Source organism: Paenibacillus glycanilyticus (assembly GCF_030161375.1).
GTDB classification, from domain to species: domain Bacteria; phylum Bacillota; class Bacilli; order Paenibacillales; family Paenibacillaceae; genus Pristimantibacillus; species Pristimantibacillus glycanilyticus_B.
In genome coordinates, this window is sequence record NZ_BSSQ01000027.1 from 1 (window position 1) to 26,067 (window position 26,067).

Annotated in this window: 20 protein-coding genes and 1 pseudogene; 2 read left to right on the forward strand and 19 right to left on the reverse strand. The window is 47.2% G+C overall.

The features are described 5' to 3' along the window. Nucleotides 1-322: 322 nt before the first annotated feature. A pseudogene (locus QQK89_RS29690) lies at nt 323-487 on the forward strand (TetR family transcriptional regulator); the annotation flags it as partial. A gap of 208 nt (nt 488-695) precedes the next feature. Here the strand turns inward: QQK89_RS29690 and QQK89_RS29695 are convergent. Further along, the gene (locus QQK89_RS29695; RefSeq protein ID WP_349816754.1) at nt 696-938 is read right to left on the reverse strand and encodes a GTP-binding protein; all 243 of its coding nucleotides are present in this window, start codon (nt 936-938) and stop codon (nt 696-698) included. Between the two features lie 57 nt (nt 939-995). Between QQK89_RS29695 and QQK89_RS27385 the strand changes: the two genes are divergently transcribed. Continuing rightward, the gene (locus QQK89_RS27385) at nt 996-3,383 is read left to right on the forward strand and encodes an MMPL family transporter (RefSeq protein WP_284241944.1); all 2,388 of its coding nucleotides are present in this window, start codon (nt 996-998) and stop codon (nt 3,381-3,383) included. 331 nt (nt 3,384-3,714) lie between these two features. On the opposite strand, the gene QQK89_RS27390 is transcribed toward QQK89_RS27385, so the two are convergent. The 18 genes from QQK89_RS27390 to QQK89_RS27475 all read right to left on the reverse strand — a co-directional run bounded on the left by QQK89_RS27390 (nt 3,715) and on the right by QQK89_RS27475 (nt 26,013). Beyond that, nucleotides 3,715-4,374: an SGNH/GDSL hydrolase family protein gene (locus QQK89_RS27390; RefSeq protein ID WP_284241945.1), complete on the reverse strand. Its 660-nt coding sequence runs from the start codon at nt 4,372-4,374 to the stop codon at nt 3,715-3,717. A gap of 99 nt (nt 4,375-4,473) precedes the next feature. Further along, nucleotides 4,474-5,307 carry an SPL family radical SAM protein gene (locus QQK89_RS27395; protein ID WP_284241946.1) on the reverse strand — a complete coding sequence of 278 codons (834 nt, stop codon included), beginning with the start codon at nt 5,305-5,307 and terminating at the stop codon, nt 4,474-4,476. Between the two features lie 153 nt (nt 5,308-5,460). Continuing rightward, entirely contained in the window at nt 5,461-5,805 is a 345-nt protein-coding gene (locus tag QQK89_RS27400; RefSeq protein ID WP_284241947.1) for a hypothetical protein, read from the reverse strand. A gap of 236 nt (nt 5,806-6,041) precedes the next feature. Then, entirely contained in the window at nt 6,042-6,686 is a 645-nt protein-coding gene (locus QQK89_RS27405) for a DUF4515 domain-containing protein (RefSeq protein ID WP_284241948.1), read from the reverse strand. 69 nt (nt 6,687-6,755) lie between these two features. Further along, a complete protein-coding gene (locus QQK89_RS27410) occupies nt 6,756-7,511 on the reverse strand; it encodes a creatininase family protein (protein ID WP_284241949.1) in 756 nt (251 codons plus the stop codon). Between the two features lie 52 nt (nt 7,512-7,563). Next, nucleotides 7,564-7,986: a 3-hydroxyacyl-ACP dehydratase FabZ gene (gene fabZ, locus QQK89_RS27415; protein WP_284241950.1), complete on the reverse strand. Its 423-nt coding sequence runs from the start codon at nt 7,984-7,986 to the stop codon at nt 7,564-7,566. Further along, nucleotides 7,970-8,848, reverse strand: a complete 879-nt coding sequence (locus tag QQK89_RS27420; RefSeq protein ID WP_284241951.1) for a leucine-rich repeat domain-containing protein — start codon at nt 8,846-8,848, stop codon at nt 7,970-7,972. Before QQK89_RS27420 ends, fabZ begins: the two co-directional genes overlap by 17 nt. Nucleotides 8,849-8,882: 34 nt before the next feature. Next, complete coding sequence (locus QQK89_RS27425) at nt 8,883-9,878, reverse strand: anti sigma factor C-terminal domain-containing protein (RefSeq protein WP_284241952.1); 996 nt, start codon at nt 9,876-9,878, stop codon at nt 8,883-8,885. After that, on the reverse strand, nt 9,868-10,362 hold the full coding sequence (locus tag QQK89_RS27430) for an RNA polymerase sigma factor (RefSeq protein WP_284241953.1): 495 nt from the start codon (nt 10,360-10,362) through the stop codon (nt 9,868-9,870). Before QQK89_RS27430 ends, QQK89_RS27425 begins: the two co-directional genes overlap by 11 nt. 132 nt (nt 10,363-10,494) lie before the next feature. Then, the gene (locus tag QQK89_RS27435) at nt 10,495-10,872 is read right to left on the reverse strand and encodes a DUF2809 domain-containing protein (RefSeq protein ID WP_284241955.1); all 378 of its coding nucleotides are present in this window, start codon (nt 10,870-10,872) and stop codon (nt 10,495-10,497) included. Nucleotides 10,873-10,985: 113 nt separating this feature from the next. After that, entirely contained in the window at nt 10,986-11,843 is an 858-nt protein-coding gene (locus QQK89_RS27440) for a sugar phosphate isomerase/epimerase family protein (protein WP_284241956.1), read from the reverse strand. A gap of 65 nt (nt 11,844-11,908) precedes the next feature. Next, nucleotides 11,909-12,727, reverse strand: a complete 819-nt coding sequence (locus QQK89_RS27445) for an acyltransferase domain-containing protein (protein WP_284241957.1) — start codon at nt 12,725-12,727, stop codon at nt 11,909-11,911. Between the two features lie 51 nt (nt 12,728-12,778). Then, the gene (locus tag QQK89_RS27450; protein ID WP_284241958.1) at nt 12,779-14,392 is read right to left on the reverse strand and encodes a response regulator transcription factor; all 1,614 of its coding nucleotides are present in this window, start codon (nt 14,390-14,392) and stop codon (nt 12,779-12,781) included. A gap of 2 nt (nt 14,393-14,394) precedes the next feature. Next, on the reverse strand, nt 14,395-16,101 hold the full coding sequence (locus QQK89_RS27455) for a sensor histidine kinase (protein WP_284241959.1): 1,707 nt from the start codon (nt 16,099-16,101) through the stop codon (nt 14,395-14,397). A 35-nt stretch (nt 16,102-16,136) separates the two neighbouring features. Further along, nucleotides 16,137-17,645, reverse strand: coding sequence for an ABC transporter substrate-binding protein (locus QQK89_RS27460; protein WP_284241960.1), 1,509 nt, complete (start codon nt 17,643-17,645; stop codon nt 16,137-16,139). 132 nt (nt 17,646-17,777) lie between these two features. Continuing rightward, complete coding sequence (locus tag QQK89_RS27465) at nt 17,778-24,188, reverse strand: S-layer homology domain-containing protein (RefSeq protein ID WP_284241961.1); 6,411 nt, start codon at nt 24,186-24,188, stop codon at nt 17,778-17,780. A 107-nt stretch (nt 24,189-24,295) separates the two neighbouring features. Continuing rightward, entirely contained in the window at nt 24,296-25,123 is an 828-nt protein-coding gene (locus tag QQK89_RS27470; RefSeq protein ID WP_284241962.1) for a carbohydrate ABC transporter permease, read from the reverse strand. A 20-nt stretch (nt 25,124-25,143) separates the two neighbouring features. After that, complete coding sequence (locus QQK89_RS27475; protein ID WP_284241963.1) at nt 25,144-26,013, reverse strand: carbohydrate ABC transporter permease; 870 nt, start codon at nt 26,011-26,013, stop codon at nt 25,144-25,146. Nucleotides 26,014-26,067 lie beyond the last annotated feature (54 nt).

A 26,067-nucleotide genomic window follows, 5' to 3' on the forward strand; every position in this document is an offset into this window, starting at 1 on the left:
CCCCCCCCCCCCCCCCCCCCCCATTTTTTTTTCAAGCCGAAGACGGCATACGCGATAGGAGTCCGTCTCGTGGGCTCGGAGATGTGTATAAGAGACAGCTCTTAACTGGTGTCCACTTTTCATTCTAGTTGCATTTTGCCTGCTACAGACCTGGCTAGCTTGCTCGCCCGGCACCCACCGGCCCTGGAGCAGGCTTTTTGCCTGCTACCGCCCGTCGCCACAAAACCGTCAACTCTTCCCATTGTGCATCATTGCCCATTGGGCAATAATATAACTATACGAATCAACCCGAAACGAGGTGAAGGCATACCGCCGATAGACGATGAACAAACAAAGCTTGCGCGATGTCAAACGAGAAGCAACGGCTAACGCACTCGCCGAAGCCGCTTTTGACCTCGCGATGGAACTGGGAATGGACGGCTTTGTTGTAGAGGATGTCGTGCAGCGCGCAGGTTATTCGAGAAGAACGTTTGCGAATCATTTCTCCTGCAAGGAAGAAGCGGTAGTCATGGGGGCTTCGGCCTTCAACAACGTGGATGAGGTGCAGCAATTAATCGAGAAATTGCCCGAGAATGCTACTCCGCTCGAAGTCATGGAACATCTGGTCCGAATGGAGCTAACCGCAGGCTTGTTCAAAAAAACACGCGAGCTTGTGAAGTTATCCAAGCAACATCCTACTTTAGAGCCCTATATCCTTAGCGCCCTGCACAGTCATCAAGGGCTTGCCCAAGAATTGCTACTCGATCTATTCGAAGAGCAATATGCCAAAGGCTATATCCAACTGCTCGTTGGAGCCGCATATGGCGCTGCATTGCCCATGTTATACGGCAGCAGCAACATCCTTTTCCCAGGTCAGTCCAGCGAAAAGTCGCCTGATTCCATCTCGCTCGATCAGTACTTAGACGATATGTTTCGTTATTTAAAAAACGGATTCTGATCGTGAAGAAACCTACAGTATCCTATCATTCCCCATATAAAAGGAGAGCCACACTGTTATGTCTACACTTTTGTACAAAATAGGCAAATCCGCTTATAACAAGCCATGGCATTTCATTATCGCCTGGATCGCCATTCTTGGCGTTGTTGGCGCCCTGATTGGCATTAACGGCATCCATACAAGCTCCGAGATGAAGATTAAAGGCACGGAAGCGCAAAAAGTATTGGATCAGCTGGCCAAAGAATTGCCGGAAGTGTCAGGCGGCCAAGCCAGCGTTGTATTCACGGCACCAAAGGGCGAACGCCTGGATACGCCGGAACGAATAACCGCTATGACAAAAGCTATCAATGACGTTTACAGCATTGATTATGTCATTAATCCTGCTGAATTAGCCGCGCAAGCGGGAGCTTCGGCTACCGATGCAACACAATCCGGCGCAGCACAATCCGACGCCACCTCCGCTTCCGGAGATGCTCAGCAAGGTTCGGCGGACGCCAGCGCCAATCAAACGGCGGCTGCTGCCTCCTACGGTCCATTGATTGTAGACGGCAATCCCGTGCCGGGCGTGATGATCTCCGCTGACGGCAACGTCGCTTTGTTCCAATTCCAGTTCACCGTCCAGCAAATGTCGCTGCCGCAAGAAGTAATTGATGACGTTGTAGCTGACGTTACGGCTGTTGAACAAGCGAACCTCGGCATTAAAGCATTGCCTAGCGACACGCTTGTAGGCAAACCCGCAATTGGCGCGACTGAAGGAATCGGAATCTTGGTTGCCGCAGTAGTTCTGTTCATTACGCTTGGTTCCGTCGTTGCAGCCGGTCTTCCGCTTGTAACCGCCCTTCTGGGTGTAGGCATTAGCGTAGGGGGAGCCTATTCCCTCTCCAAATTTATTCCGATGACCGATATTACTCCTGCTCTTGCGATGATGGTTGGTCTGGCTGTCGGCATCGACTACTCGTTGTTTATCGTCAATCGGCAGCGCCGCATGATGCTGGATCAAGGTCTTGATGCGCGCGAAGCGGCAAGCCGTGCCATCGGCACAGCGGGCAGCGCGGTATTTTTCGCCGGGTTAACCGTTATTATCGCGTTATGCGGCATGATCGTTATGAATATCGACTTCCTAACCGCGATGGCCCTTGTTGCCGCAGCAAGTGTATTCATTAATGTACTGGTAGCCTTGACGTTGCTTCCTGCACTGCTTGGTCTCGTAGGCGAGCGAATCGTTTCGGATAAAGCCCGTCAGAAAAATAAAGAACAGGCCAAAGTAGCGAAGCAAGGTACAGCCCACCGCTGGGCAACCGGTGTTGTAAGACGCCGCTGGCTCGTCATCCTTGGCGTTATCGTTATCCTTGGGGCGGCTGCCATTCCGGCTACCGAGATGAAACTCGGTATGCCAGCTGGCGACACAGCCAACCTGGATACAGCTCAAAGACAAAGCTTTGACGCGATTTCGGCCGGTTTTGGCAAAGGCTTTAACTCCCCGCTGCTTCTGGTCGCTGAGCCTGCAAGCTCTTCCGACAAAGTGACGCCGGAGCTGCTTGGCAAGCTCGTTCAAGATATCCAGCAGCATGACGATGTCGCGGTTGTTAGTCCAATGGGCATTAATAAAACAGGCGATATCGGGATTATAAGCGTTATTCCGAAATCCGGTCCTACCGATGACGAAACTACAACACTCGTTAAAGAACTGCGCGATCACGACTCCAGCATTTCGAAAAACAACAAAGTAACGCTTGGCGTTACAGGCTTCACGGCAATCAACATTGACATGTCTGCGAAGCTGGCAGAGGTGTTCCCGATCTATATCGGCATCATTCTGATCCTGTCGCTGATCATCCTGTTGCTCGTATTCCGGTCGATTATCGTTCCGATCAAAGCAACAATTGGTTTCCTGCTAAGTATTCTGGCTACATTCGGCATCACTACGGCTGTCTTCCAGTGGGGCTGGCTGCATGATTGGTTTGGCTTTGATACCGGCGGTCCGCTTCTTAGCTTTATGCCGATCATGGTATCCGGTATTTTGTACGGTCTGGCAATGGACTATCAGGTGTTCCTCGTTAGCTCCATGCGCGAAGCTTATGTACACGGCCATAAAGGAACTTCCAGCGTTATTGATGGATACAAACAATCTAGCCGCGTCGTTGTGGCGGCAGCCGTTATCATGGTATCCGTCTTCGCCGGCTTCATCTTGACCGAAGACATTATGCTGAAGCAGATTGGTTTTGCCCTCACGATTGGTATTCTGATCGATGCGTTCTTCGTTCGTATGGCGCTTGTTCCGGCTATCATGGCCGTGTTTGGCGACAAGGCGTGGAGCATGCCGAAATGGCTTGACCGCATCTTGCCGAACCTCGACGTGGAAGGCGACAAACTGATCGCCGAGCTGAACAAATCGTCGAACCAGAAAGATAACAAGGTCAAGGCTAAACCAAGCCGCGCGCATTAAACTCTTATAAAAAAAAACGATGTTAGGGCTTAGCCCTGGCATCGTTTTTTTGTTCTTACTCCTAAAGTTAAGCTTGTTGTATTTAACGATACACAACATCTTTAAGGGCTTCCCTTTTGCAGAATCTGCAGGGCTTAACGATGCTCCACATCGTTAAACTTGAATAAATAGGGAGATTCGCCTGCTTTTCATCATTTTTTATACACTTAACGATGCGCGACATCGTTAGGCACGTCCCTTTAGTTGAATTCGCGGTGCTTAGCGTTGTGCCACATCGTTAAGCACAAAACAGGGTCATCCCTTTCGGGACGACCCTGTATCACGCTAAGATTTACAACCCGCGGTTGTAATCAAATTCAATGGCTTGCAGGAATGCGCGAGCGAGCACCGCATGGCCCGACATATTCGGATGCACGCGGTCCCAAGCGAGTGTTGCCGGATAAATATGAGCAAGCGCTTGGTTAAACGCTGCTTGCGTATCGACAAACCGGGTATTGTATTTGGATGCGATTTTCCTTACGACTTCACCGTACTGGTCCATCGTTCTGCGCATCGAATCCGCTTCATTCGGCTCGATATAGAACGGCGTCATTAATACGAGACCTTGCAACTGCGGAAGCGTGCGTTCCACAAGCGCTTCAAGTTTTTGTTCATATTCCTCGAGGTAGACATGTTGCTCGGTTTGAGCAGGCAAGTCATATTGCCTCCACACATCGTTAGTACCAATCATGATCGACAGCCAATCCGGCTTCAAATCCAGCACGTCCGTCTGCCAGCGTTCCGTCAGGTCGCGAACGTTATTGCCGCTTGATCCCATGTTAACAATACGGATGCCATACTCCGGATAGGCCGCTGTAAGCAGCGCATCCACCAGCGAAACATAACCTTTGCCAATCGCGCCAAACAGTCCTTCTCCTCTTGGTCTGGCCCGTTCACAATCCGTAATAGAGTCCCCAATCATAACCAGCTTTGATTTCGGTTGCAATAACATAGCTATTTCCTCCTCTGTCATGAAACAATTGGATAATGGCATACGATAGTTTTTCTGCGTCCTATCCAAGTGTAATGGCAGAGACTCCCTTAATCAACGCTAAATCGGAAAAGCCTCACTCTTCGATACATGGATCATTTCCGCCGGGAAATAAGATTTGAAATACGTCTCTACCCTTGCGTGAATATCGCTCCGGTACCAGTCCGTAAGCGCATGATCGTCAAACAGCTGCGGCATTCCCAATCTCTTCGAACGCTTGCCCATCGATCCGTCACCGATACTCAGCGTATCAATCCAAATTCGGTCCGCAATCCCTTCCAGCTTCTTAGGAAAATCCGGCGTAAACGGCAGCACAGGGGAGATCGCGGCTTGCGTCGTAATCCCGGCATCATGCAGCTCGCGCAATGCGTTGATCCGCAGCTTAATGCCCGGCGCATACGGCGCGAACAACCGCTTCATGTCTTCCCGGTCCGTCTCCACCGTCATCGAAACAAGAACTTCGCATTTCTCCTTCAATTGCGTAATCAAATCCAGGTCCCGCCGAATAAGCGGACTTCTTGTTTGAATCTGAACGAAATCAGGCGGCGAATCCAGCATCGCTTCTAAGATCCGCCGTGTTATTCCCGCTTCCCGTTCAATCGGTTGATAAGGATCCGTTGCCGAAGACATAAAGATATGAATCGACTTGTTCTTCCGGCGAAGCTTACCAACCTCATTCCTATAAATCTCCGCAGCGTTGGCCTTAATGTCTACCCATTCTCCCCACGGAATCTGCTTAAACTTCTGGATCGGCATCTCCCTGACATAACAATATTTGCAGGCAAACGCACAACCGCTATAAGGATTAAGGGAATGAGTAAAGCCGACGTCCAAATACCCTTTGGCTTCGCTCAGAATCGACTTGGATATAATCTCTTTGATCTCAACGGCCATATTCACACCTCCGACAAACAAGAACATTTGTTCCTATATTATATACTAAGATTAGCTCTATAATCAAATAAATGTAAATACTCTGTTACTCTTATTTATGCCCGTACAAAAAGAAAAACCGCTCCATTGTTGGGGCGGTTGATCACCGTTAACTTATCTAATGATAAGCCACCGAATATACCACTTTTTGATTAAGTAAATATTACCTTCCCACTGCTGATATCCGGATTCCAGTTGGGCTGTCTTCACATTATCTTTGATAAACCATCTTTCCGGTGGAACAAAGTCTGCTTTCGTTTGATATTTTATTTTCACAGCGACATAGTTCTCTCTTCTGTCCGTATTAATGATCTTAAAATTTCCCCAGCTGCTATCAGCCTCCATGTAATCCTTTGCGGTAGCAGTAACGTATTCTTGAGCGTCCTGTCTGTTAGAGAAGAATGTAAAAATCACAATCAATAATAGCAACGATAATGCAGAGAGTATGAAACGTTTCACAATTAATCAGCCTCATCTATCAAATTCATTTATTCCATCAACGTAATCAATTTTGTAAAAATAATTCAGCCCTTCATCGTTAACATCATGTCTTCCATTATCTTAAATGCTTGCTCCTCTAATATATGGCCTTATGGTCAGCGGTATGGATTCAATATCTAGGGAGCCTTCCGTTCGTTTCATATAAATTGCTTCTTCAAACAATTTTCTATAAAAGGAGCTTGCTGCCGTGTTAGTCAACCGTTAGAGCTTAATAAATCCAACACTTTGTTTGCATATGTAAACCATTCTTTTTTATCCGTATTTATTTCTATGGTTGGCAAGATAGACAAACTAGCATGTTTGCGTAATTCCGCTTGAGTTTGAATAAATTCATTAGCTGAATTTCTTATCTCTTCTTCTGTTTTGTTCGTCCATTCGTGGGGTGTTCGGCTTTGCATTCTTTGCTCCACGATGTCAGAAGATACGGTTAGCAAAACACATGTTGCACCAAGGCTTAACAAATCATTTTCAAGCGATTCAATTTCATGTAAAAGCCCGTTGGGAAATGCTACTCTATGATTCAAATGAAATCTTTCCAATACAAAAAATATACCTCTTGATGCCCGTGATGCATCTGGCCCCAAATAAGCTGCCCATTCATTTAATTTTCTTAACATGTGAACCCTTTCCTTCAGCAACTGAAGGTGCTCATCACGATTTAATCGTTGCAAATCTCCTTGAACATTGTTTAACACCTGAGAGTAATGTTCGCTTAAAACAATTATACTGCGCTCGGATGATTCATCTTGTGCATGAAGTTGCTTTAGAGCTTTTAAAACAGACGTTTTTCCGGCATGTGAAAAACCTTCAAGTATTACTCCTCTTATATGGTGGCTCACTTAACACCTCTACCTTACATTATTTAAAAACTTCTTTGTGTATGAAATTATCTTCCCGCAAAAGGTGAATTAGCCTTGAGTTTTCAGGCGATATCCATCTTCAAGAATTTGTTTGAGGCCATTAGTTCTTTTTTCAATAAACGTATTCCAAAAAATCTTACCTTTCTCAGCTAATTCTTCTTGGGAGTAGACCCCTTCTTCAAACTTCCCCCAACAGCCATCCTTTGTTAGCTTATCCCATCCCAGGTAATCTGCAAAAAGACGGTTTTCTGAAGGAATATCTGATCCCATTGACTGAAGTTTTACCGTCTCTGGACAAAGCCACATTGCAGTACAAACGGACAAGAGACCGCCGTGCATTTCGTTCAAACCCTCTAAGCCTGCAGCATTAATCGCTTCTTCCCATCCAAGATGATTATTATGATTTGCAGTAATCACAATAATTTCTGGATATTTATAATTGATATGTTTTATAAATGCACTTTCCCAGTAAGAACCGCCGTGTCCTGTACAAACCAAAAATTTTCTAAAGCCTTGTCTAGTTAAGTTACAAATAATATCCTCTAGCATTGCTGTCAAGATGTTAGGACTTACGGTAACCGTACCCTTAAAATTAGCATGCTCTTCTGATGTATTAAAGGGAACGGTAGGTAACACATATGCATTCAATTCTCTGCCATATGCGACAGCATACAATTCAGCAATAAGTGTATCTAAATGCATAGGCAAGTATGGTCCAAATTGTTCCGTTGCGCCCACCGATATAATTGCTGTATCTATTCCGCTACTTGAGATCTCACTTGTCGTGTTTCTATAACTAAACATTGAACACCCCATAATAACATGTTAAATTATCGTTCTTCGTTAAGTTAATGCCTCAGTTAAATGCAAACATGATTTCAGCTTCACAAACTAATTCATCGTCAACTATTGCTACGCCCTTACCTTTGACTATCTGGCCTTTAACTCGAGTCACCTCAAATGCAAGATAGAGTTGGTCTCCTGGTTTTACTTGCTTTTGAAAGCGACAATTATCAATACCGGTCAATAGTCCAATCATGTTGGTATTGCTTTCCCCATTAGACATGACAATTCCACCAACCTGCGCCAGTGCTTCAACAATTAGAACCCCAGGCATAACGGGATAATCTGGAAAGTGACCACTAAAGTACACTTCGTTGAAAGTTACATTTTTAATACCAACTGCTTTCTTTCCATCAACGATTTCTATGATTTTATCGACCAAAAGAAATGGATATCTATGAGGGATAATCTCTTTAATTTTATTTATATCGAGCACGGATTGCCTCCTCTGATATTGGGATATTACCTATTGTACCGCTAACTGGTAATATCGACCATATCAAGCTATCTTCCTGATAGCTGAGAAAACTAACCCTATACTGCTCTTGCAACTTGCGAAATTTGGTTTCGAAAGCGTCTATTTTCTTCACATCCGCGACGGAATTAAGAAACGGCTTCCCATTCCCCGTGATCATGATATCTTTATCTTCGATTGGACTGTTAAGCTTTGTATAGGCAGAGAATAAATCGCATTTGGTTTCTGTGAGCACAACAGATAATTTGGCATACTCTTCAACCGCGAACTGATTAGATAGTTCAAGCTTTTCGAGGTTTTTCAGTTCAACTAGCGGTCCTAAAGATTGGTCGTCAACTTTAATATTAGTTAAGGTTAACTGCTTAAGTCGCTTTAACTCTGACAATGGCTCTAATGTTTCAATAGTTAGCTTGGTCCAGATTCCACCAGACAACTCTAAGCTTTCAAGCACTGTTCCTGTTTTTATTAACTCTATCGATCTCAGTTTTGAAAAATCGGAAATCACCAGTCGCCTTAGGTTGATATTCCTTTCCATGTTCCACAATTGAAATGCTTTGGTATTCCAAGCAAGCGATAGGTTTTCGACTCTATCCAAGTTTTCAAATGGCGATAAATCCTCAACTCTAAATTCATAAAAGCTTAGAGAGCTCACATTAAAGTATTCAACAGCCTTTTCAAATTGTTTTTGATTAAATGAATAGAGGTTTAGATGTTCAATTGTTTTGGAATGGAGCAAATGAATGTTATTAGTTTCAGGCTTAATAATGAATTCATCTGTAATGATATCAACATCATTTAAATCATCTATTATCGTTCTTTGCACCTAAAGACCCCCGTGTAAAATATCTTCTGCTAACTCAATATTTATCAACAACCGCGCCTAACACAGCCGCCTTCACGTATTTTTTCTCCTGTAGCATCTTCAAGCTGTCCGCTGTTCCTGTCACAACGACACCAATAACTCTTACATCATTCACATCAGGCTTTTCCTTGTCTTTTCGTAAATAGTCATAAATCCGCTCATATTCCTGTTTATATTTCCGGTTGGAATGGAGCCCGACTTCCAAATTACTTAGAAACTTTTCTTCAGACGCATTCCCATTCTCCAAATTATTTGCGAAACCATAAACGTAGCGCTCTGAATCTGGTGATGGATTTATTACTTTACCATCAGGTGATTTATGAGCAAGATACTGTTGCATATTCGAGTAGGTATCTACCCAGTACCATACTGGATGGACCCCATTAGGCAACATAGCTTTAATTTGCTCAACGGTATAATTAGTGTCAAAGGAGATCCCTAACTCCACCAACTTTTGTCCATTCATATCATTAAGCTGTGGAAGTTCATTTAGATAATTGACGTATTTCACGTTTGGAAGGTAGAACGCCATTTCCCGTTCTCCGCTGTAAGGATTATAGGCGCGCATATAATCAAATCCTTCTACATTCATGCCTGGGTCCGAAACCGACAAGGGAGAATTATTGCTATAGCGAGAAAATGTTCCCCAAGAACTAAATTCATAATTCTCCTCATCCCCAATCACCGGTATGCCCTCTATCATTTTATACGTTCTGTACTCGAGCGTACCGCGAAGAAACCCGTAGTTAACCGTAGTACTATACAAATATTGATTGGGACCGCTGATCTCTTTTAGCATCTCAATATCGCGCTGTGACGTTTCCGAGCTTTTATACTGCAGCTGCAGATTAATAAACCAACCTATAACGAGAATAAAGAGTGTAATTCCAAAGGAGATACCCGCGTTTCTCCAAATCGTTCTTCGTCTTGCTTTTTTAACGAGGGTTGACAGTTTTTCACTCTCATCCATAATCGTTTCATTATCGTTCATTGTATCTTCCTCCATAATTTCTTTGAAATTGCTTTCGAGCCCGATAAAGATATGTTTTTACCATTTCCTCACGAATACCTATTAGCTCTGCTATTTCACGGTAGCTGAAATCAAGCTCGTATTTCAAAATAAGCAGCTGCTTAAAAATAGGGGTGAGTGATTCCATTACTAGCTCAATTTCTTCTCTTTGCTCTTTTTGCAGCAAGACATCCTCCGGAATTTCACTAGGGCCAAGAATATCGTCCTCAACTAAATACATGATTTTTTTTCGCTTGCGAAGCATATCAAAATACCGATTAAGAGCGACTCGGTATAACCAAGCTGTAAGCTTATCCGGTACGATGGAATCAAGATAAAGAAGTCCTTTGTATACCGTATCCTGTACAATATCTTCAGCGTCAGCTCGGCTTGCGCCCAAACGTATTAAATATCTCTGGATATGCTTCATTCTATCCTGCAGCAAGCGCAACATCTGCTCGTCCACTGTCAACCTCCCTCCAAGCTATACAACGTCTTGGTGAGTCATATGTATACAGGCATTCCAAAAAAAAGAGATTAGAAAGACAAATAAAATAGAGCAGTTACACAAAACGAACTGCTCCCGGATAAGCAAGGCTCATTGTTTAGTAATAAACCGATCCAACAAATAAGCCCCTGCAGCTCCCGCGCTATACCGGACCAAATCCACGTATAGAAATCCCTTCCCCAAGATTAGTCCGCCAATCAGCGTGCTCCGGATGTCGTTGATCCAAGAGGCATGGTACAGCTGGCTGCATTCAATGGCAAAACAAAACCCAAGACTAAGCAGGAAGGTCTGCAGAAGAGACATCCTAACAAACAATGTGCGCATGCCGAAATAGATCATGGCCGCCCATAAGGCGTCTCCGAAATGCTCGGCTACAAAATTGGGGAGTATAGAGGCATATTCTCTTGACCCGATCCCCAGCAGGATTGCTGCCAAGACCGCCATGGCATACAAAGCTCTAGCCTTCATCAAATCCCCTTCTCTCCGGCACCAAATAATCACTAAGTATAGCAAACTCCATGCAAAAAAAGAGCACTCGACCGTTGCCTGGCCAAGTACTCTCTACAAAACTTGCAGTCCCATTAAAGGGATTGCCATATTATTTTCAATTGGTTTAATCCCTGCTCTACGGCAAAGCGGCATGGCTCCAGACCTTCGAACTCAACGGAAATGTAGCCGTCATAACCAGATTGCTTCACGATGCCGAGTACACGGCGCATGTCGATATCTCCGTGGCCAACGATTGCCCCGCGCAGATATTGGCCTTGGGAAGAACGGAACCAACCTTCTCCAAGCTGGCTTTCGGGAGAGCGGACATAAAAGTCTTTCACGTGCACCATAGCCGCATAGGAGATATTATTAGATACGCCTACAACCGGATTCTCATCCACGCAGACGAAGTTGCCTACATCCAGCGTTGTTCTGAAATTATCCCGGTCCGTTGCGTGAATAAGCGCTTGAACGCGGTCGCTTGCTTGCAGGAAATAACCATGGTTTTCTACCGTAGTTGTAATCCCCTTGGTCGCCGCATAATCGGCGATCCGGCGACATGCCTCGGCTAGTCTAGGCAGCTCGCGGTTGAAGTTGCCGATGGACGTATCCGAGGATGAAGCCACGTCATGGCGCATCAGCTTAACGCCAAGAGCCGCCGCAATATCTACTTCGCGCATAACGCGCTCGATTTCCTGCTCGTATTCGGCGTCATTTTTCCCGGCAAAATTAGCACCGATCAAATAATTCGAAATCGCGATGCCCGCTTCATCCGCTTTGCGGCGAATCGCATCGATTAATTCCGGATTTTCCGTCAAGTTAAAACCAAGAGGAACAATTTCAATATGCTCCCCGCCAATCTCGGCAATCGTACCGATTACATCAAGAATGTCCATGTCACCGGAACTTAAGGCTTGATAATAGCTATAAGAACTAACTCCAAACTTCATCGCTGAATCTCCCTCCCGAATGTGACTGACTCATAAATGGAAATAACTATTAAATAATAGCATGATTAAATCATATCCGGTATATATACTCCGCATCCGCTCCCAAGTCGCCCGCCGGCGCTTAATAGAGCTTTGGCCGCTCGCTGCAAGTTTGTCTCTTCCCCGTAATGCTCCGGATTTGCCTCTAACCGGTTGAAGATTCTCCGTTCCGCTTCCCTGGATTGTTCATCCGACTCGTAAATATGGAATAACTGCTGGAACTTCATAATATTCGAATCGGCCTTCAACACCTGGCTCAGACCGGGGTATAGCAGCCAAGAATGGCAAACATAAACGGAAGGGATTCCCCTGAAAAAGTGGCGGGCCATTGAAATCGAACGAATCACTTCCTGCGGGGTTAGAGGTTCTCCTTCCGGTATGTGAACGTTCAGCACCAGCTGATGCTTTTCCACCAAATAGTTGCCTACTTTCAAGCTCTCTCCGTCAAATGCCATAGGCTGAAACTGCATTCTTCCCAAGCGAAATAACCGGAGGCTGACATGTTCTTGCAGCCAGTTGTATTCTTCAATGCCATATTCGCCATAATCTCTGAAGCAGACTTCACTCCAGATCCGTATGTCCGAGAAAGTATCGAAATAAACGCGATCATCAATTCCCCGCATCCGGTATTCTTCATAAGCATCCACGGCAAATCTCGCAAAAAGATACAGCAGCTTCTGCCTGTATCCCGCTTCTCCCGTAACATGGCGGAAGAACGAATGGCGGTCCGTTCGAAAATGCTCCTTCCATCTCGCATATTCCTCTTCTTCCAGGCGGAAACCAAAGATGATCCGGCAAGCTTCCTCTCCTAATTGAATCCCCTTGCAAAATTCAGATAAGCGCATAGATTCACTACTCCCCACAACTTGATGCTATCCCCGTTTGTCCGCTACGCCTCATACGCTATTCTTAAACTCCTGCGGCGTCATCCCGTATTGCGTTTTAAATAACTTGATGAAATATTGCGGCTTCTGATAGCCGACTTCAAGCGCAACCTGACTAATCCTCAAATCCTTGTTCTTGAGCAGCTGGACAGCCTTCTCCATTCGCAAACGAAGCACGTAGTTCGAGAAATTTTCTCCCGCGTCCTGCTTGAATAAGTTCGACACATAGACGGGATGCAGATTGACGTGATCGGCTACCGTTTGCAGCGTAATATCTTTCAGATTTTCTTGAATGAAATGGAGAATCCGTTCCATGAGATCCGATCGTATATGGTCCGAACGCCTGTCGCTGTAAGCCTTAATCTGAACATAGCTGGCAAAAGCCCATTCCTTGAGCGGCTCCACGCTCCAGCTCGAGTCCACTCTCAACATCTTCTCGATCTCTCTTCCGAACACTTCGAAGATCCGTTTGCCTTTCTTATGCAAATAATAGGAGTAAGCTTGCAACAAGGTAACGTATATCTCCACTCCGTATTCACGGGCTCCGCTTCCTTCGCCGTCAAGCTCCTCGAAGATCCGGTTCAGCTTGCTCTCGAACGCCGTCCACTGCTCGAAATCGATAAGTTCCATAAACGTCTGGGAACGATACAATTCCGCAAGCGGCTGAATATCGAATACCTCTTTCTGCTCCGTCGCATGAAAGAAGCTTTCCGTCTGATAACCGATATAGTCGGTATAAACGGATAATGCAGAGTGGTACATGGGCATGATGTCTTTCGGAATCGCTCCCCAGTTGCTTACTACGATGGAAACCTTCGACTTCAAATAAAGTTTAATTTGATGCTGCGAGAGTCTCGCCAAATCCTCAATCGTAGCCGAATTATTCTTGTCCGCTTGTTCCCCTTGATTGCTTTGAACGAGAAAAATCAAATAATCATGCGAATCCTTGCAATACATCACGTTGAATTTGTTCGTGAACACTTCTTCTACGATGTTGAACATCGCATATTCCATTAACGAAAGACTATAAAGGTTCGTATTCGAATAATCCTCCTCCACCCGCATGCATAAGAGGATGGCATCCCTCTCAACCGAGAAGGGAAGCTCGTACAACTGGAGCTTGTCCTGCAGATCGGACGGAGGGTAGTTCTTGCCGGCTATTAAATCAAACAAGAACATCTCTCTTAATTTGGGCAAGCTTTCGCGGAACCGGTAGGCGAACTTCTGCTGATCCAGCAGCTCCTTTCCTTCTTCCGTAATTCTGGCAATGATATTGCGAAGCGTTAGCTCCAATTCCTCGTTGGATACCGGCTTGAGCAAATAATCGCATACCTGCTGCTGGAGTGCCTCTCTCGCATATTGAAATTCATCATAGCCGGTTATAATAACCGCCTTTGTGTTTTTCCACTTCTCATTGATCCGGGCAATTAATTCAAGTCCGCTCATTCCGTTCATATGAATATCCGTTACCACGATATCAACGGAACGGTAATTGAGCAGCTCCAGCGCTTCTTCGCCTGAATAAGCCTTGTACACGTTGGAGATCCCGAGCTCTTCCCACGGAAGCCCAATCGCCAGACTATCCACCAGATGCGTATGGTCGTCCACGATTAATATTTCGTACATCCTTATTCCTCCTTGCCCATCCAGCTTAATTGCACGCGAAGCCCGCCTAATTCCGATCTGCCGAGCTGCAGACCCGAATCTCCGCCGTACATGAGCTTAAGACGTTGATGCACGTTTTTCAGCCCGGATTCGATCTCTTCGTTAGCGGAATAAATCTTCTTCCGTATGGACTCCATCATCAAATAATCCACGCCGGTGCCCGTATCCTCAACCGCGACATGATTCATGCCGTCTTCCCTCCAGCAACGGATTTGAATCATTCCGTATTCGGACTGGTTGTTAAACGAATGAAGGATCACATTCTCAACAAGCGGCTGTACAATTAACCTCGGCACTTCGAGATCCTCCATCTGAGGTTCAATCTCGATTTGAAATTCGAAATCGTCCCGCAGCATGTTATGGATCTCCAAATAGAAATGAATGAGATCCAGTTCCTCTCGCAGCCGAACCATCTTGCTTCCCGTTTTGGTCGTGTACCGGTAATACTTGCTTAGATTCATCGTCATCGAGATGGCCGCTTCTCGTTCGCTCAGTTCAATCATGCTCTTAATATAAGCCAGCGTGTTATATAAAAAATGCGGGTTGATTTGCGATTGCAGCTGCTTCAGCGTCGCATCCTTCGACCTAAGCTGCTCTTTGTACACGTCCACGATCAACTCTTCGATCTTTGAAGCCATTGAGTTGAATCTTTCGTACAGGAACCGGTATTCGCCGTTGGGCTTGTCGGTCATCCGAACGGAATAGATGCCTTTCTCGATCAGATTCATGTTGCGGATCATCTTCCGGAACGGAATTTGAATATTGCGATACATCATAAAAGCCAGATACGCCCCCATAAACAACAGCATGCCGCTGATGACATAAAACATCGTCTGGTTCCGGCTGATCGGGGCCATGATATGGCTGATTGGCACGTAGTCAACAAGATACCAGCCCAAGGATTCAAGCTTCTGATAATGCACCTGAAAGCTCGTTTTGTCCGACTTCAGCAGCATATAGCCGCTTTCCTTCGCGGGGTCAATCTCTTTCAGCTTGGGCAGGAACTCGTCAATCTGCTTCACGTTAACCGAATAATTATAAATAGGGTCCGAACCGGGATGATAGAGGAACGGATCTCCGGAGCCGTTCGCTTTAAACTCGGACAAAGCGCTCCTTAGCGCGGCTACGCCGAATTTCAGCACCACCCGCATATGGGCTTCTCCCTGCTCCATAGTCTTCTCCGGATAAGACAATACTTCCATGAAGTATTCTTCGTCCGCATCCGAATAGTATTGCCAGAACGTATCCTGCGCGGGAAATTCTTTCGGCAGCGCATTTAAGCTGGAGCTGCTCTTGATAACGATTCCGGTCTTTGGATACAGAACCGCAATTACGGCTTTCCAATCCCCATATCCGGCAAGCCGGTTAATCTCCTCCGAGACGGTCCGGTTGATTCTGTATTTAACCAACACGTCGTCAAGCAAATCGGGATAAGCCAAATTGCGCACATCCGTGCTTTCGTACAGCATTTTCTTATACGTATCCAACCGGAAAAACAACTCATCCAATTGGTTGGCGAACGTCTCAATCTGATACCGCTTGACCTTAATAATCTCGTCCGTCAATACATCCGTGCTTGTGCGGTTCGATACGGCAAACAGGAGCAAGATTGGAATCAGCAATATTAGCAAAGTAGCTATCAACTTGGTAAAAATGTTGAACCTGCTCATGATCAATCGTCCTCTCAGCATCGGGCTGAAACCTCTTAATGTTGGAGTTGGAATTCCGCGAATTGCTTCTTCAATTCATCAAACACAATGTCAAAGCCCGCTTTCTTGAGAGAGGCGAGGGCATCTTCGTAATATTGATCATAGCTGGCCAATCCAAAATTGATCGGCTCGAATTTCTCTTTATAGACCGCCATGACCTGGGCGATCTCATTCTTGACGGGAGCTTCGTTGAAATGGAATCCGGACAGCTTGGACATGCGGGAGTTCTCGTCATTAGCAAGCATATCGTCAATAATGTCGTCTTCTACGCTAGCCGGCGCGGTAAAATAATCTTTGTTCCGCCACATCCATTCGTACATCAATTGATCGTTGGTCAATTGCTTGATTTTGCCGTTCGCGAGCTCATAATCCTTGCCTTCTACTCCATATATAATAAAATTGTAATTTTCTTTGCTCTGAAGAATCCAATTCATAAACATCATGGCGCGTTCCGGATTGTTCGATGCGGAAGTAATCATAAAGGCCTCGTTACTGGGGTTCGTAATATATTTCGGCTTATCTTCCGCCAGATAATACTCGCGCAGCCTTGCATTCGGATCGGCATTCCTTGCCGCCTGGAGATTTTCCATCGCTCTTGAGACCGCGCCTACTCGGAAAAGAAGTTTGCCGGCGTTCTCCTGGTCGATCTTTGCCGCGGGATTTCCCACAAGGTTCTTGTCGATAATCCCCTTATTCACCCATGACTCTCGCAGCTTTGCGACTTTCTTGTATACATCAGACTCCACGTAACTAACGATCTCTCCGGAATCCTCGTCGACCATAAACAACATCCGCTCGTCCAAAGAAGAATAGTTGCGATCCGTCAATTCGCGCCATAGCAGTTCATGCCCGCGATCCGTTTCCAAATAACCGTAGTAACTTGGATCTATCGCATGCATCCGTTCGTAAAATTGCTCCAAATCCTTGGTTGTTTTAATAGTTGTCATGCCCACCTTCTCCAGCAAATCCTGGCGGACCATGACGGATGAGAATTTGCCGGCGGACGTAAAAGCTTGGGACGGTATCGCCCATAACTTGCCGCCAATCCGGTTCTGCTTAAAGTTCTCGTCAGGGATATGTTTAATAAGATCCTTCCCATAGGCATTCAAAAGCCGGTCCAGAGGTTGAATGTAACCTTTGGTGGAATAAACGGACACAAAAGACGCGCCGTACCAGAACAAGTCGTAATCCTCGCCGGTGGATAAGGCAAGCTCCAGCTTTTGCTGGTAATTCGACCAGGGGATATACGTCAATTCAAGATTCATATTCAAATCTTTCCTCAGCCGGTCGTTTAGTTCATTCTCAACGAAATCGGCCATTCGGGCCGATTGGTCGCCAGGCATAATCACTTTAAGCGTGACGAACGGTTCTGATCCATGATCCGCTGAATCGGCATTAGGGGATTGTGGCTTATGGGATAAGCCCTGGCTTAAATATGGACTGAATATGACGTACGCAACGGCTAATAAAAGTACGGCAACCGTACCGATGACAGCAGGCTTCATCGTATAACGCTCCCCTAACCATAGTCTCTTCTTGCTAGTCTACACTAATTCTATTAACGTGAATACGCTGTCATCATAGAATAGGAGCACATGCCAACTAGCGCCATGTGCTCCTATTCATCCCTTTAACTTTTAGGCGATAAATTGTACAAACTGCAGCAAACGTTTGATCATTACGGCGGCTTCAGCACGGCTTGCGAGCGCGGCTGGAGCGATTGTCGTTTCGGATTTTCCTTTTATGATTTGAGCAGTGAACAGTTCGGCTACCGAAGCTCTTGCCCAAGAACTTACGGAACCTTGATCCTTGTAGTTGCCAAGAGCATTCTCGTTTGCTTGGACCGATCTGCCTGCAAACTCTAGCGCTCTGGCTGCCATGACAGCCATTTGTTCACGGGTGATTCGATCATTAGGTTTAAAGGAACCATCCGGGTAACCGTTCACGATTCCGGCATGAACCGCTGCGGCCGCCGCTTCCGCGAACCAGTCCCCTCCAGCTACGTCGCTAAAAGACGTTGCCGCATCCGGAGATCTAAGTCCAAGGGAACGAACAAGCAATGCCGTGAACTCCGCGCGGGTAATCGCGGTGTCCGGCGAGAATCGGCCTGGTGCCGTACCGTTAATAATCCGCTTGGAGGCCAGCAATTCAATATCCGATTGTGCCCAGTGGCCTTGAAGATCGGAGAACGTCTTGCTGCCCTGGCCCGACACGACCGCATAAATGCTATTCCCGTTCCGTTTGATAACGACTTCCGTGTTGCCGCCGTTATTTTGGACGATGGACGGCACGAATCGGAATGTCGCCGTAACGGGATCAAATAGAAGAGCCATCGTATTCGATTGATCGACGGGTCCCGGCAAGTTAACCGTTCTCTCGAGGTACGTGCTGCCGAAGTCGGTAACCTCGATCGATTGTCCGTTAGCTTCCGCCACGATTTTGAAATCCAGCGCGGGAGCTAGCAAGGTCAACCCTTCTTTGGTTGCTTGTTCAGTCAGCAGATTCGCCGCGTTGCCCGCTACTTTGCTGATGACGATACGGATCGTCATTGCTTCGGTACTGACGCCAAGCTTTGTCGCTAACGCCGTTAGTCCTAAAGCTTGAACGGGAACCTTGTAGCTGCCGAAATCCGTTTGCACAACGATGAATGCGTCTCCGGCAGCGGATAGTGCCGACGATGGAATATTGACCTTCACGCTTCCTCCGTTGTTTTTTAATTCGATAAGGACGGCATTGGATTTGATAGCCGCATTATTGTGCAGGAGGCGGAAAGCATCCTGCAGCTTCTTCGAATCAATCGTTGCTTCGGTTACGCCGTTTGATTGCGCAATGGTCACCGCATCTTGCCCCAGCTTCATTCCTTTATCCGTTTGTTCCTGTTCCTGCCCCGATGTGTTGCCGCCCGAGGACGGATTCGAAGTGGAACCGGAGGCAACCGTCACTTGGAATTGCTGCTTGAAATTACCGTCAGAAGACGTAGCCGTAATGACGGTACTTCCGGCGCCAACCGCCTTAACCAAGCCCGAGGCTGACACATATGCAACTTTCGTATTGGCCGACGACCATACGACTCTTTTATTGTTTGCTTCGGCAGGCAATACGGTAACATTTAGCTCCGTGCTGGAATCAGGGGCCATCTGAATTTGGGTTGACGTATTTGCCGTTAACCCCGTAACTCTAATCGGTGCTTCAGCAGCGCTATTCGTTACGTTTACCGTACCTAGCGCAAGCCAACCGTCGTTATTCTGTTCCGCATTTGCGAAGCGGAACGTCTTGGCATCCGCATTCACTTCCTCCAGCGGATTTACGTAACGCATGAGAATTTGATAAGTTCCGTTGCGTAACGCCGGATTGTTGATAGATTCGAATAGTTTATTGTTATCAAAGCCATTCGTGTTCGGAAGAACATCCTTCAGATCCCAACCCGGCTCCCATACTGTCACAAGTCCATCGCCGGATTTGGCCGCAAGCTCTACCTTCCAGCTGTAGTAGAATGGCGCTACTCCTTTGTTCTCAAGCTCGATTCCTACCTTCAAACTTCCATCCGCAGCGTCCAGATAAGCGGCGGGCACGTAATATTCATAACCCATTCTGCGCGAACCTTCCGTAGCTCTTGCCAGTGCATCTGACGCAAGAGGCGTTTGGAAGATGCCTTGCGCAATTAACCAAGAAGCATGAGTGAGGTTTAGACTCGTATAATAATCTTCCCCTTGCGCTCCCTCAATCGGAGCCGACGGTTCGTTGTATACGGGCGGATCATTGTTCCACATCTTCAGCTGGATTTCCGGCCTCATCTCGCCGCCCATGCTGTTTGTTTTCCAGAAGTCCGTCACTCCGGCGTCGTTCACTCTACCCCAGAAATGCCAGCCTTGCCCGCCCAAGCTTGGCGGAAGCGTCTGGAAAGCAAAAGAGTCATCATGGTAGCCGACATCGAATTCTTTGGTTTTTAAGGTACTGTTATCCATCGGATACCGCAGTACAAGCTGCGTTTCGTCAAACGCATTGTCCATGTCGGTTAATACGCGTTTCAGGTTGGCATCGCTTGGCATTAAGTTTGGCGATTTGATATTCCCGTCATAAGGATACGTATGCCACTCGCCCCAGAAGCCAATCAAGCCGATCATCAACGCTCCCACGCGCGGATCTCCGTCATAACGGGCTCCAAGCGCTTCGATGAAATTGTCCAATGCTCCCATTAAATGCTCATCATTGTAGTCGGGAGCTAGACTTGTGGCCTCTTTGCCGTTGTTGTATTCCGAATAGGCGTATGTCTCCAGCCCTTCGTCCAATAAGAATTGAGGAATTCCCGAAGGTTTATTCGGATAGTCGAGATAAACCCGGAAGACGGCATGGTTGCCTCTGGATGCGACCGCGTCAAGCCGTTTGTCGAGCTCCGTCCAGTTAAAATCATTCAAGCCGTTCATCAGCTTATTAAGCGGCAAATAGAAAAACTCCAAGCTGTAAGGAATCTGCGTAGGCCGGTCTCTCCAGTCATCTCCGCTTGTGAAATAAGCTTCTTCATTGGCATCGTAGAATGGAAGGAAACCTTTCAGCGGATTGTCTACCGGCGCTTGCTGATAGTCAAGTGCGCTCGTTCCGGCCGTTGTTGCCCAAGCTGGCGGAGCCGGGTGGTCGACCGGATCGGTTGTTGATCCTCCTCCTGTCCCCCCGGTCCTGCCGGCTAACGCGTAGAGGCTAATCTGGTCAATGCTGAGAATATTGTCCACTTGATTGTTCGGGCCAAAACCGAATTGAATTTGAAGCACCTTGCTCGCGTCGAATACGGCATCGCAAGCATCGCAGCCTTGCCATGCGGACTGGACGAGCGCGCTCCAAGGAATTTTGACCATTCCTTTGTAACCGGCAGGGATGGAGAGGGAGCCTCCGCCAAGAACCGCCGGCTTCCAGCCATACGCGGCATTGTAGAATTGTACGGTACCGCCTTGTTTTAAGGAAAACTCGCCTTTTGGCGCATCGGTCACAAGCGATAGATTGAGGTCCATATTTTTATTGCTTGCCGATTGGTTATTGACCCAGAAGGTTAACCCTTCGAATGCGGACCAATCCGAATCTGTCCCGGTGAACGCCTTGCGTTTAATGTTGACCCAATCGGATACGGGCTTGCCCGCAGGAGGCGTAACGGAAAACTTCATCGCTTTCGTGCCGTTTGATACATTCACTTGATCAATGGCGCGAATCGTGGACGGTTCCCCGGATTCCCAATCAATCCGCCAAGCGTTCTGCAATGCAGCATCGTCCGCATACGATTCGAAGTCGTCCACAATTCGATCCGCCCGGTAGAGCATGATGTCATCAATCGTAATGGCGTTATGGCTGTAAGCCTTCGGCGGGTAGCCGAATTGAAGTCCTGTTACGTCGCTTGGATCAAGCACAGCTGCGCAATCTGCCTGAACGCCATCGCATTGCCAAGCCGATTGAACGAATTGATCCCAAGACAAGCGAACAATACCTTTGAAGCCTGCCGGAACATTAAGCGAGCTGCCGTTAAATGAAGCAGGATGCCAAGTTCCGTCCGCTGCGATCGTATCCGCCGAACCGCCTTCTTTTAACCCAAACTCGCCTTTGGCGACAGTTGTTTGAAGCGCAACGTTTAAGCTGAAGTCTTTATTGTCGTCCGTTGTGTTGTCGACCCAGAAGCTTAACCCGTCATACTTCGACCAATCCCTCTTGTCCGAAGGAATCGAATGGATTATATTCGACCATTCCGAATCCGTGATTGCGGTCGACAGCTTAAGACCTTTGCTTCCGCTTGCCTGGCCGAGCGTTCTAGTAACGGAACCCGGCTTGTCGGACCATGCTTCCGTCCATGCTTGCCCGAGGGCCGTGGCATCCGCATAGGATTCGAAATCTTCAATGAGCCCCGGCTTATCCGTGCCTGGATCCGTGCCTGGATTGGTTCCAGGATCTGTTCCAGGATCTGTTCCAGGATCCGTTCCAGGATCTGTGCCTGGATCGGTTCCAGGATCGGTATCCGATTCATATTTGTCCGTAAAATAGATTTCGTCGATAGAGATGGTTCCCGTAGCTCCCCAAGCCGCTTGCGCGATCGCAATGCTCCAGATCGTCTGCGACATATTTACGCCATGGGCAGGCAAGTCGATAACCAAGTCTTTATAACTTGTCGTTACCGTATCGCCGCTGAATTGACCAAGTGTCTTGGTTACGCCGCCGATGCTGACATTAACCAGCTTCTCTTCGCCTCCGGCGGCTCCTTTCACCCGGATGACAAGCTTGCTCGTATCTGCCAGATTTCGGCCGATATTCGTTTCCAGCCGCGACATGTTCTGAACCTGCAGCGTTAGCGCGCCGTCTGCCACGACACCGGCGCCATTCCCGTTGGCAAAGCCGGTTGATCCGGTCCATTGGTTTAGATCATTTTGAGTGCTTTCGGACCAAGCCTGCGACCCGTCATAATCATCCACAAGCAGGCGTTTTGGCGGCGCGGGCGGCGAAGTTGGAGGTTCCGTGCACGGTGAAGCGCAATCCCCGATTTGCACCGGCCCCAAATTCAACCAGCCTTCCTTGTCTTGATCCGTATTCGCAAATCCTACTTTCTTAGCCTTATTGCTAATCGCCTCTAGCGGATTAACAACCTTCATCACTAAGTAGTAGTACCCGTCATTTAAGCCGGGAGCGGCAATTGCCGTATCGAAATAATAAGGTTCGCCGAACGGGACATAATCACCGGATACATTCCATTCCGGATACGTCCTGATCTGCGTTGGCATGACTTTCGTCAAATCCCAGGCTGTATCCCACTGCTTAACCAATTTCCCCGATGCATTCTTTACTCCCAGCTCTACCTTCCAAGGATAAGCAAAGGGAGCAACGCCATTATTCTGGATCGTAACGCCGACCTTCAGCGGGTCGCCTTGCGCAATGTCGTTATAATGGGCGCTCTTCACATTCAGATCGTAACCCATCTTTCTCACGCCCGCGGCAACAGCTTCATCATTGGCATTATAGTTGCTGATCCCGCCTTGGTTGATCATCCACGTCGCATGGGTGAGTTCAATGTCGTCTATCGCATCATCAACATTAGAACCGCCGGCAAAGAATTGGCTCTGAATTTCCGGACGAACTTCTCCGCCAACCGATTCCGTAATCCATTTATTCTCTGAACCGGCTTCCAGCATCTTGGTCAGAAAGGAATAATAGGCTCCGCCCATACTTTCGGGCTGCGTTACGCTTTGCGGCGGATCGCCTTCCTTGAATCCGAAGGAGTCGTCATGATAGCCGATGTTGTACGCCGATGCGCCAGAGAGGCCAGGATATCGGACTTCAAGCTTCGTGTGGTCGAAGGCTGCATCGTATTCGGAGAGAAGCTTCCCGATCGTTGCCGTGCTTGGCATGTAGTTTGGCAGCCCGTCCGCGGAATCCTCGTCATAAGGGTAGGTATGCCACTCTCCCCATAACCCGACGAGGCCCATATGAATAAATCCAATACGCGGATCTCCATCATATTTCGCGCCAAATGCTTTAATGAAGTTGGTCAAATAGGTGACCATTAACGGATCGTCATAGTCAGGCTCGTCTTGGTTAAAAGTATCGTTATGCCTCATGGCAACGCCGCTATCGCGAATAAATGCCGGGATGGCATCCTCTTCTCCCGGGTATTCAAGATAGACTCTAAGCGCCGCTTGATTCCCTCTTGCCGCAATGGCATTAAGCACGGGTTCAATGCCCGTATCGAAGGTATAGGAATCCGGACCGTTCATTACCGCTTTGAGCGGGACATAATACCATTCCAAGCTATGAGGGAAGGAGGTTTCGGTTTCCCACGGATAGAACGGGGCAAAACCTTTCAGCGGATTGTCGAGAGGACTAGGGGCATAAGTCAGATCATGTTTCGTTAGAGTACTGTCCGCCGCAGGACTTGGGTACGGATTAACGGGTACGCGCCCCGGGTCCGGGTCCGCACTTGCTCTGTTCACGGCATTCCCAAACATCGTGCTCAATAATAAACTTACGATGAGCAACACTTTTACGGATGATTTCCTAAGATCATGCATGGATAATTGGTTCATCGATATCCTCCTCTTTCAATTTTGAAAGCGCTAACATAATTAGGTCTGCATCTTGGTGTCTGTAAACAAAACAGGTTAATCCGGACTCCTGAAAGCCCGGATGCCTGTTATCCTTTTGTCGCGCTGAAGGCAATGCCTTCAATGAACTGCTTTTGGAATAAGAAGAACAGAATAATCATCGGAACAACGGCCATAAAGGCTCCTGCCATTAACACCGGGTAATCGGTCCCAAACATGGATACGAGTGTCGCGATGCCCGAAGACAAGGTCATTTTCTCCGGAGAACTGTTAATAATAAGCGGCCATTGCAGCTCGTTCCATGCCCATTGCAGTTGAATAATGACAATGGCGACCAGCGCCGACCTGACCAAAGGAAGCATGATATGCCAGTAGATTTGAAACGGATTGCAGCCGTCCAGAACGGACGCTTCTTCCAGTTCCTTCGATATGCTCATGAAAAATTGCCTTAACAGGAAGGTAGCAAAAGGGCTGATGAGCGATGCGATCCATAGCGCGGTAACGGTATTAACGAGTCCGAGCTCGCTCATCATCATGTATTGCGGCGTATAAAACACGGGATTGGGCACCATCATGACCGAGAGAATCAGGACAAACAAAGCGGTGCTTCCCGGAAACCGGATGCGGGCAAAAGCATAAGCCGCCATTGAACTGAAAATGACCGGAAACACGGTCTTCATGACCGCCGAAATAATCGTATTCAGATAATAATGCGGGAACTCCGATTGCTTGATGGCTTCGATATATCCTCTGAGGCTGGGGGCATCCGGAAAATAACGGATCGGAATTTGCGTAGCTTCCGTCGTTGTCTTCAGCGAAGTCAGCACCATCCATACGAACGGAATAAGCATAGCGACGGCGCTGACAATAAGAATGATATGAACAACGGAGTGAGCTTTCCTAGCCGATGTGTGCATGTATAAGTTCTCCCCCTTTCCTATTCGTAGTGAACCCATTTTTTCTGGAATGCAAATTGAATGCCGGTAAGCGCAAGGTTAATGACTAGCAATATGTTGATAATGGCAGCGCCGTAATTGCGATCATTATAAATGAAGCTGTTTTGGTAATAGGCGTACACAAGCGAGCGAACCGACGGAAGCGCGACATTCGTCTTCCCAATAATCAAATAGATAGAGTCGAAGATTTGCGTAGCTCCAATAAATAGAATGATGCTTGTGAAAAAGAGCGTTGGCGTCAGCATCGGAATGGTAATATACCGGAACTTGTTAAATCGCTTGGCGCCGTCGATATCCGATGCTTCATACAGCGACTTCGGAATCCCTTGCAACCCCGCGAGAATGAGCAGCATATTCATGCCGATTGCGCCCCACACGCCAACGATAACGAGTACAAGCATGGCATAATTCCCATTAGACAACCAAGCGATGCGCGTGCCAAGCAAGTGATTGACAAGCCCAAAATCCTGAGCGAACAAGACCACCCATACCATGGCCGCCGCGGCAGGCATCGTCACTTGCGGCAGGAAAAAGATAACGCGGTAAAGGGAAACCCCTTTGATTTTCGTATTCAGCAGGACGGCAAACAAGGTAGAGAGCACGAGGGTAATGGGCACAAACATAACCACATATAACAAGGTGTTGCGCAGATTCTGCCAAAACTCTTCATCGCGGAATAACTTCGCGTAATTATCTAATCCAACCCAAGTATTGACGGTTCCGAAATTTGAAGAATGCTGGAATCCCAGCAGGATCGATTGGATAACCGGCCAACCCCAGAAAACCATTGTGCCGATGAGAGTTGGCGCAATCATGAAATAGGCCCACACATATCTGCTTCTGGAATGCAATCTCACCACTCCCTATTCATGAGAGACGTTCCTATTCCAAGGAACGTCTCCTGA

What these genes read in the sequence shown, in the direction of transcription:
- QQK89_RS27385 (WP_284241944.1), top strand. Translation starts at nt 996, where the DNA reads ATGTCTACACTTTTGTACAAAATAGGCAAATCCGCTTATAACAAGCCA.
- QQK89_RS27390 (WP_284241945.1), bottom strand. Translation starts at nt 4,374, where the DNA reads ATGTTATTGCAACCGAAATCAAAGCTGGTTATGATTGGGGACTCTATT.
- QQK89_RS27395 (WP_284241946.1), bottom strand. Translation starts at nt 5,307, where the DNA reads ATGGCCGTTGAGATCAAAGAGATTATATCCAAGTCGATTCTGAGCGAA.
- QQK89_RS27410 (WP_284241949.1), bottom strand. Translation starts at nt 7,511, where the DNA reads ATGTTTAGTTATAGAAACACGACAAGTGAGATCTCAAGTAGCGGAATA.
- QQK89_RS27425 (WP_284241952.1), bottom strand. Translation starts at nt 9,878, where the DNA reads ATGAACGATAATGAAACGATTATGGATGAGAGTGAAAAACTGTCAACC.
- QQK89_RS27435 (WP_284241955.1), bottom strand. Translation starts at nt 10,872, where the DNA reads ATGAAGGCTAGAGCTTTGTATGCCATGGCGGTCTTGGCAGCAATCCTG.
- QQK89_RS27440 (WP_284241956.1), bottom strand. Translation starts at nt 11,843, where the DNA reads ATGAAGTTTGGAGTTAGTTCTTATAGCTATTATCAAGCCTTAAGTTCC.
- QQK89_RS27445 (WP_284241957.1), bottom strand. Translation starts at nt 12,727, where the DNA reads ATGCGCTTATCTGAATTTTGCAAGGGGATTCAATTAGGAGAGGAAGCT.
- QQK89_RS27450 (WP_284241958.1), bottom strand. Translation starts at nt 14,392, where the DNA reads ATGTACGAAATATTAATCGTGGACGACCATACGCATCTGGTGGATAGT.
- QQK89_RS27455 (WP_284241959.1), bottom strand. Translation starts at nt 16,101, where the DNA reads ATGAGCAGGTTCAACATTTTTACCAAGTTGATAGCTACTTTGCTAATA.
- QQK89_RS27460 (WP_284241960.1), bottom strand. Translation starts at nt 17,645, where the DNA reads ATGAAGCCTGCTGTCATCGGTACGGTTGCCGTACTTTTATTAGCCGTT.
- QQK89_RS27465 (WP_284241961.1), bottom strand. Translation starts at nt 24,188, where the DNA reads ATGAACCAATTATCCATGCATGATCTTAGGAAATCATCCGTAAAAGTG.
- QQK89_RS27470 (WP_284241962.1), bottom strand. Translation starts at nt 25,123, where the DNA reads ATGCACACATCGGCTAGGAAAGCTCACTCCGTTGTTCATATCATTCTT.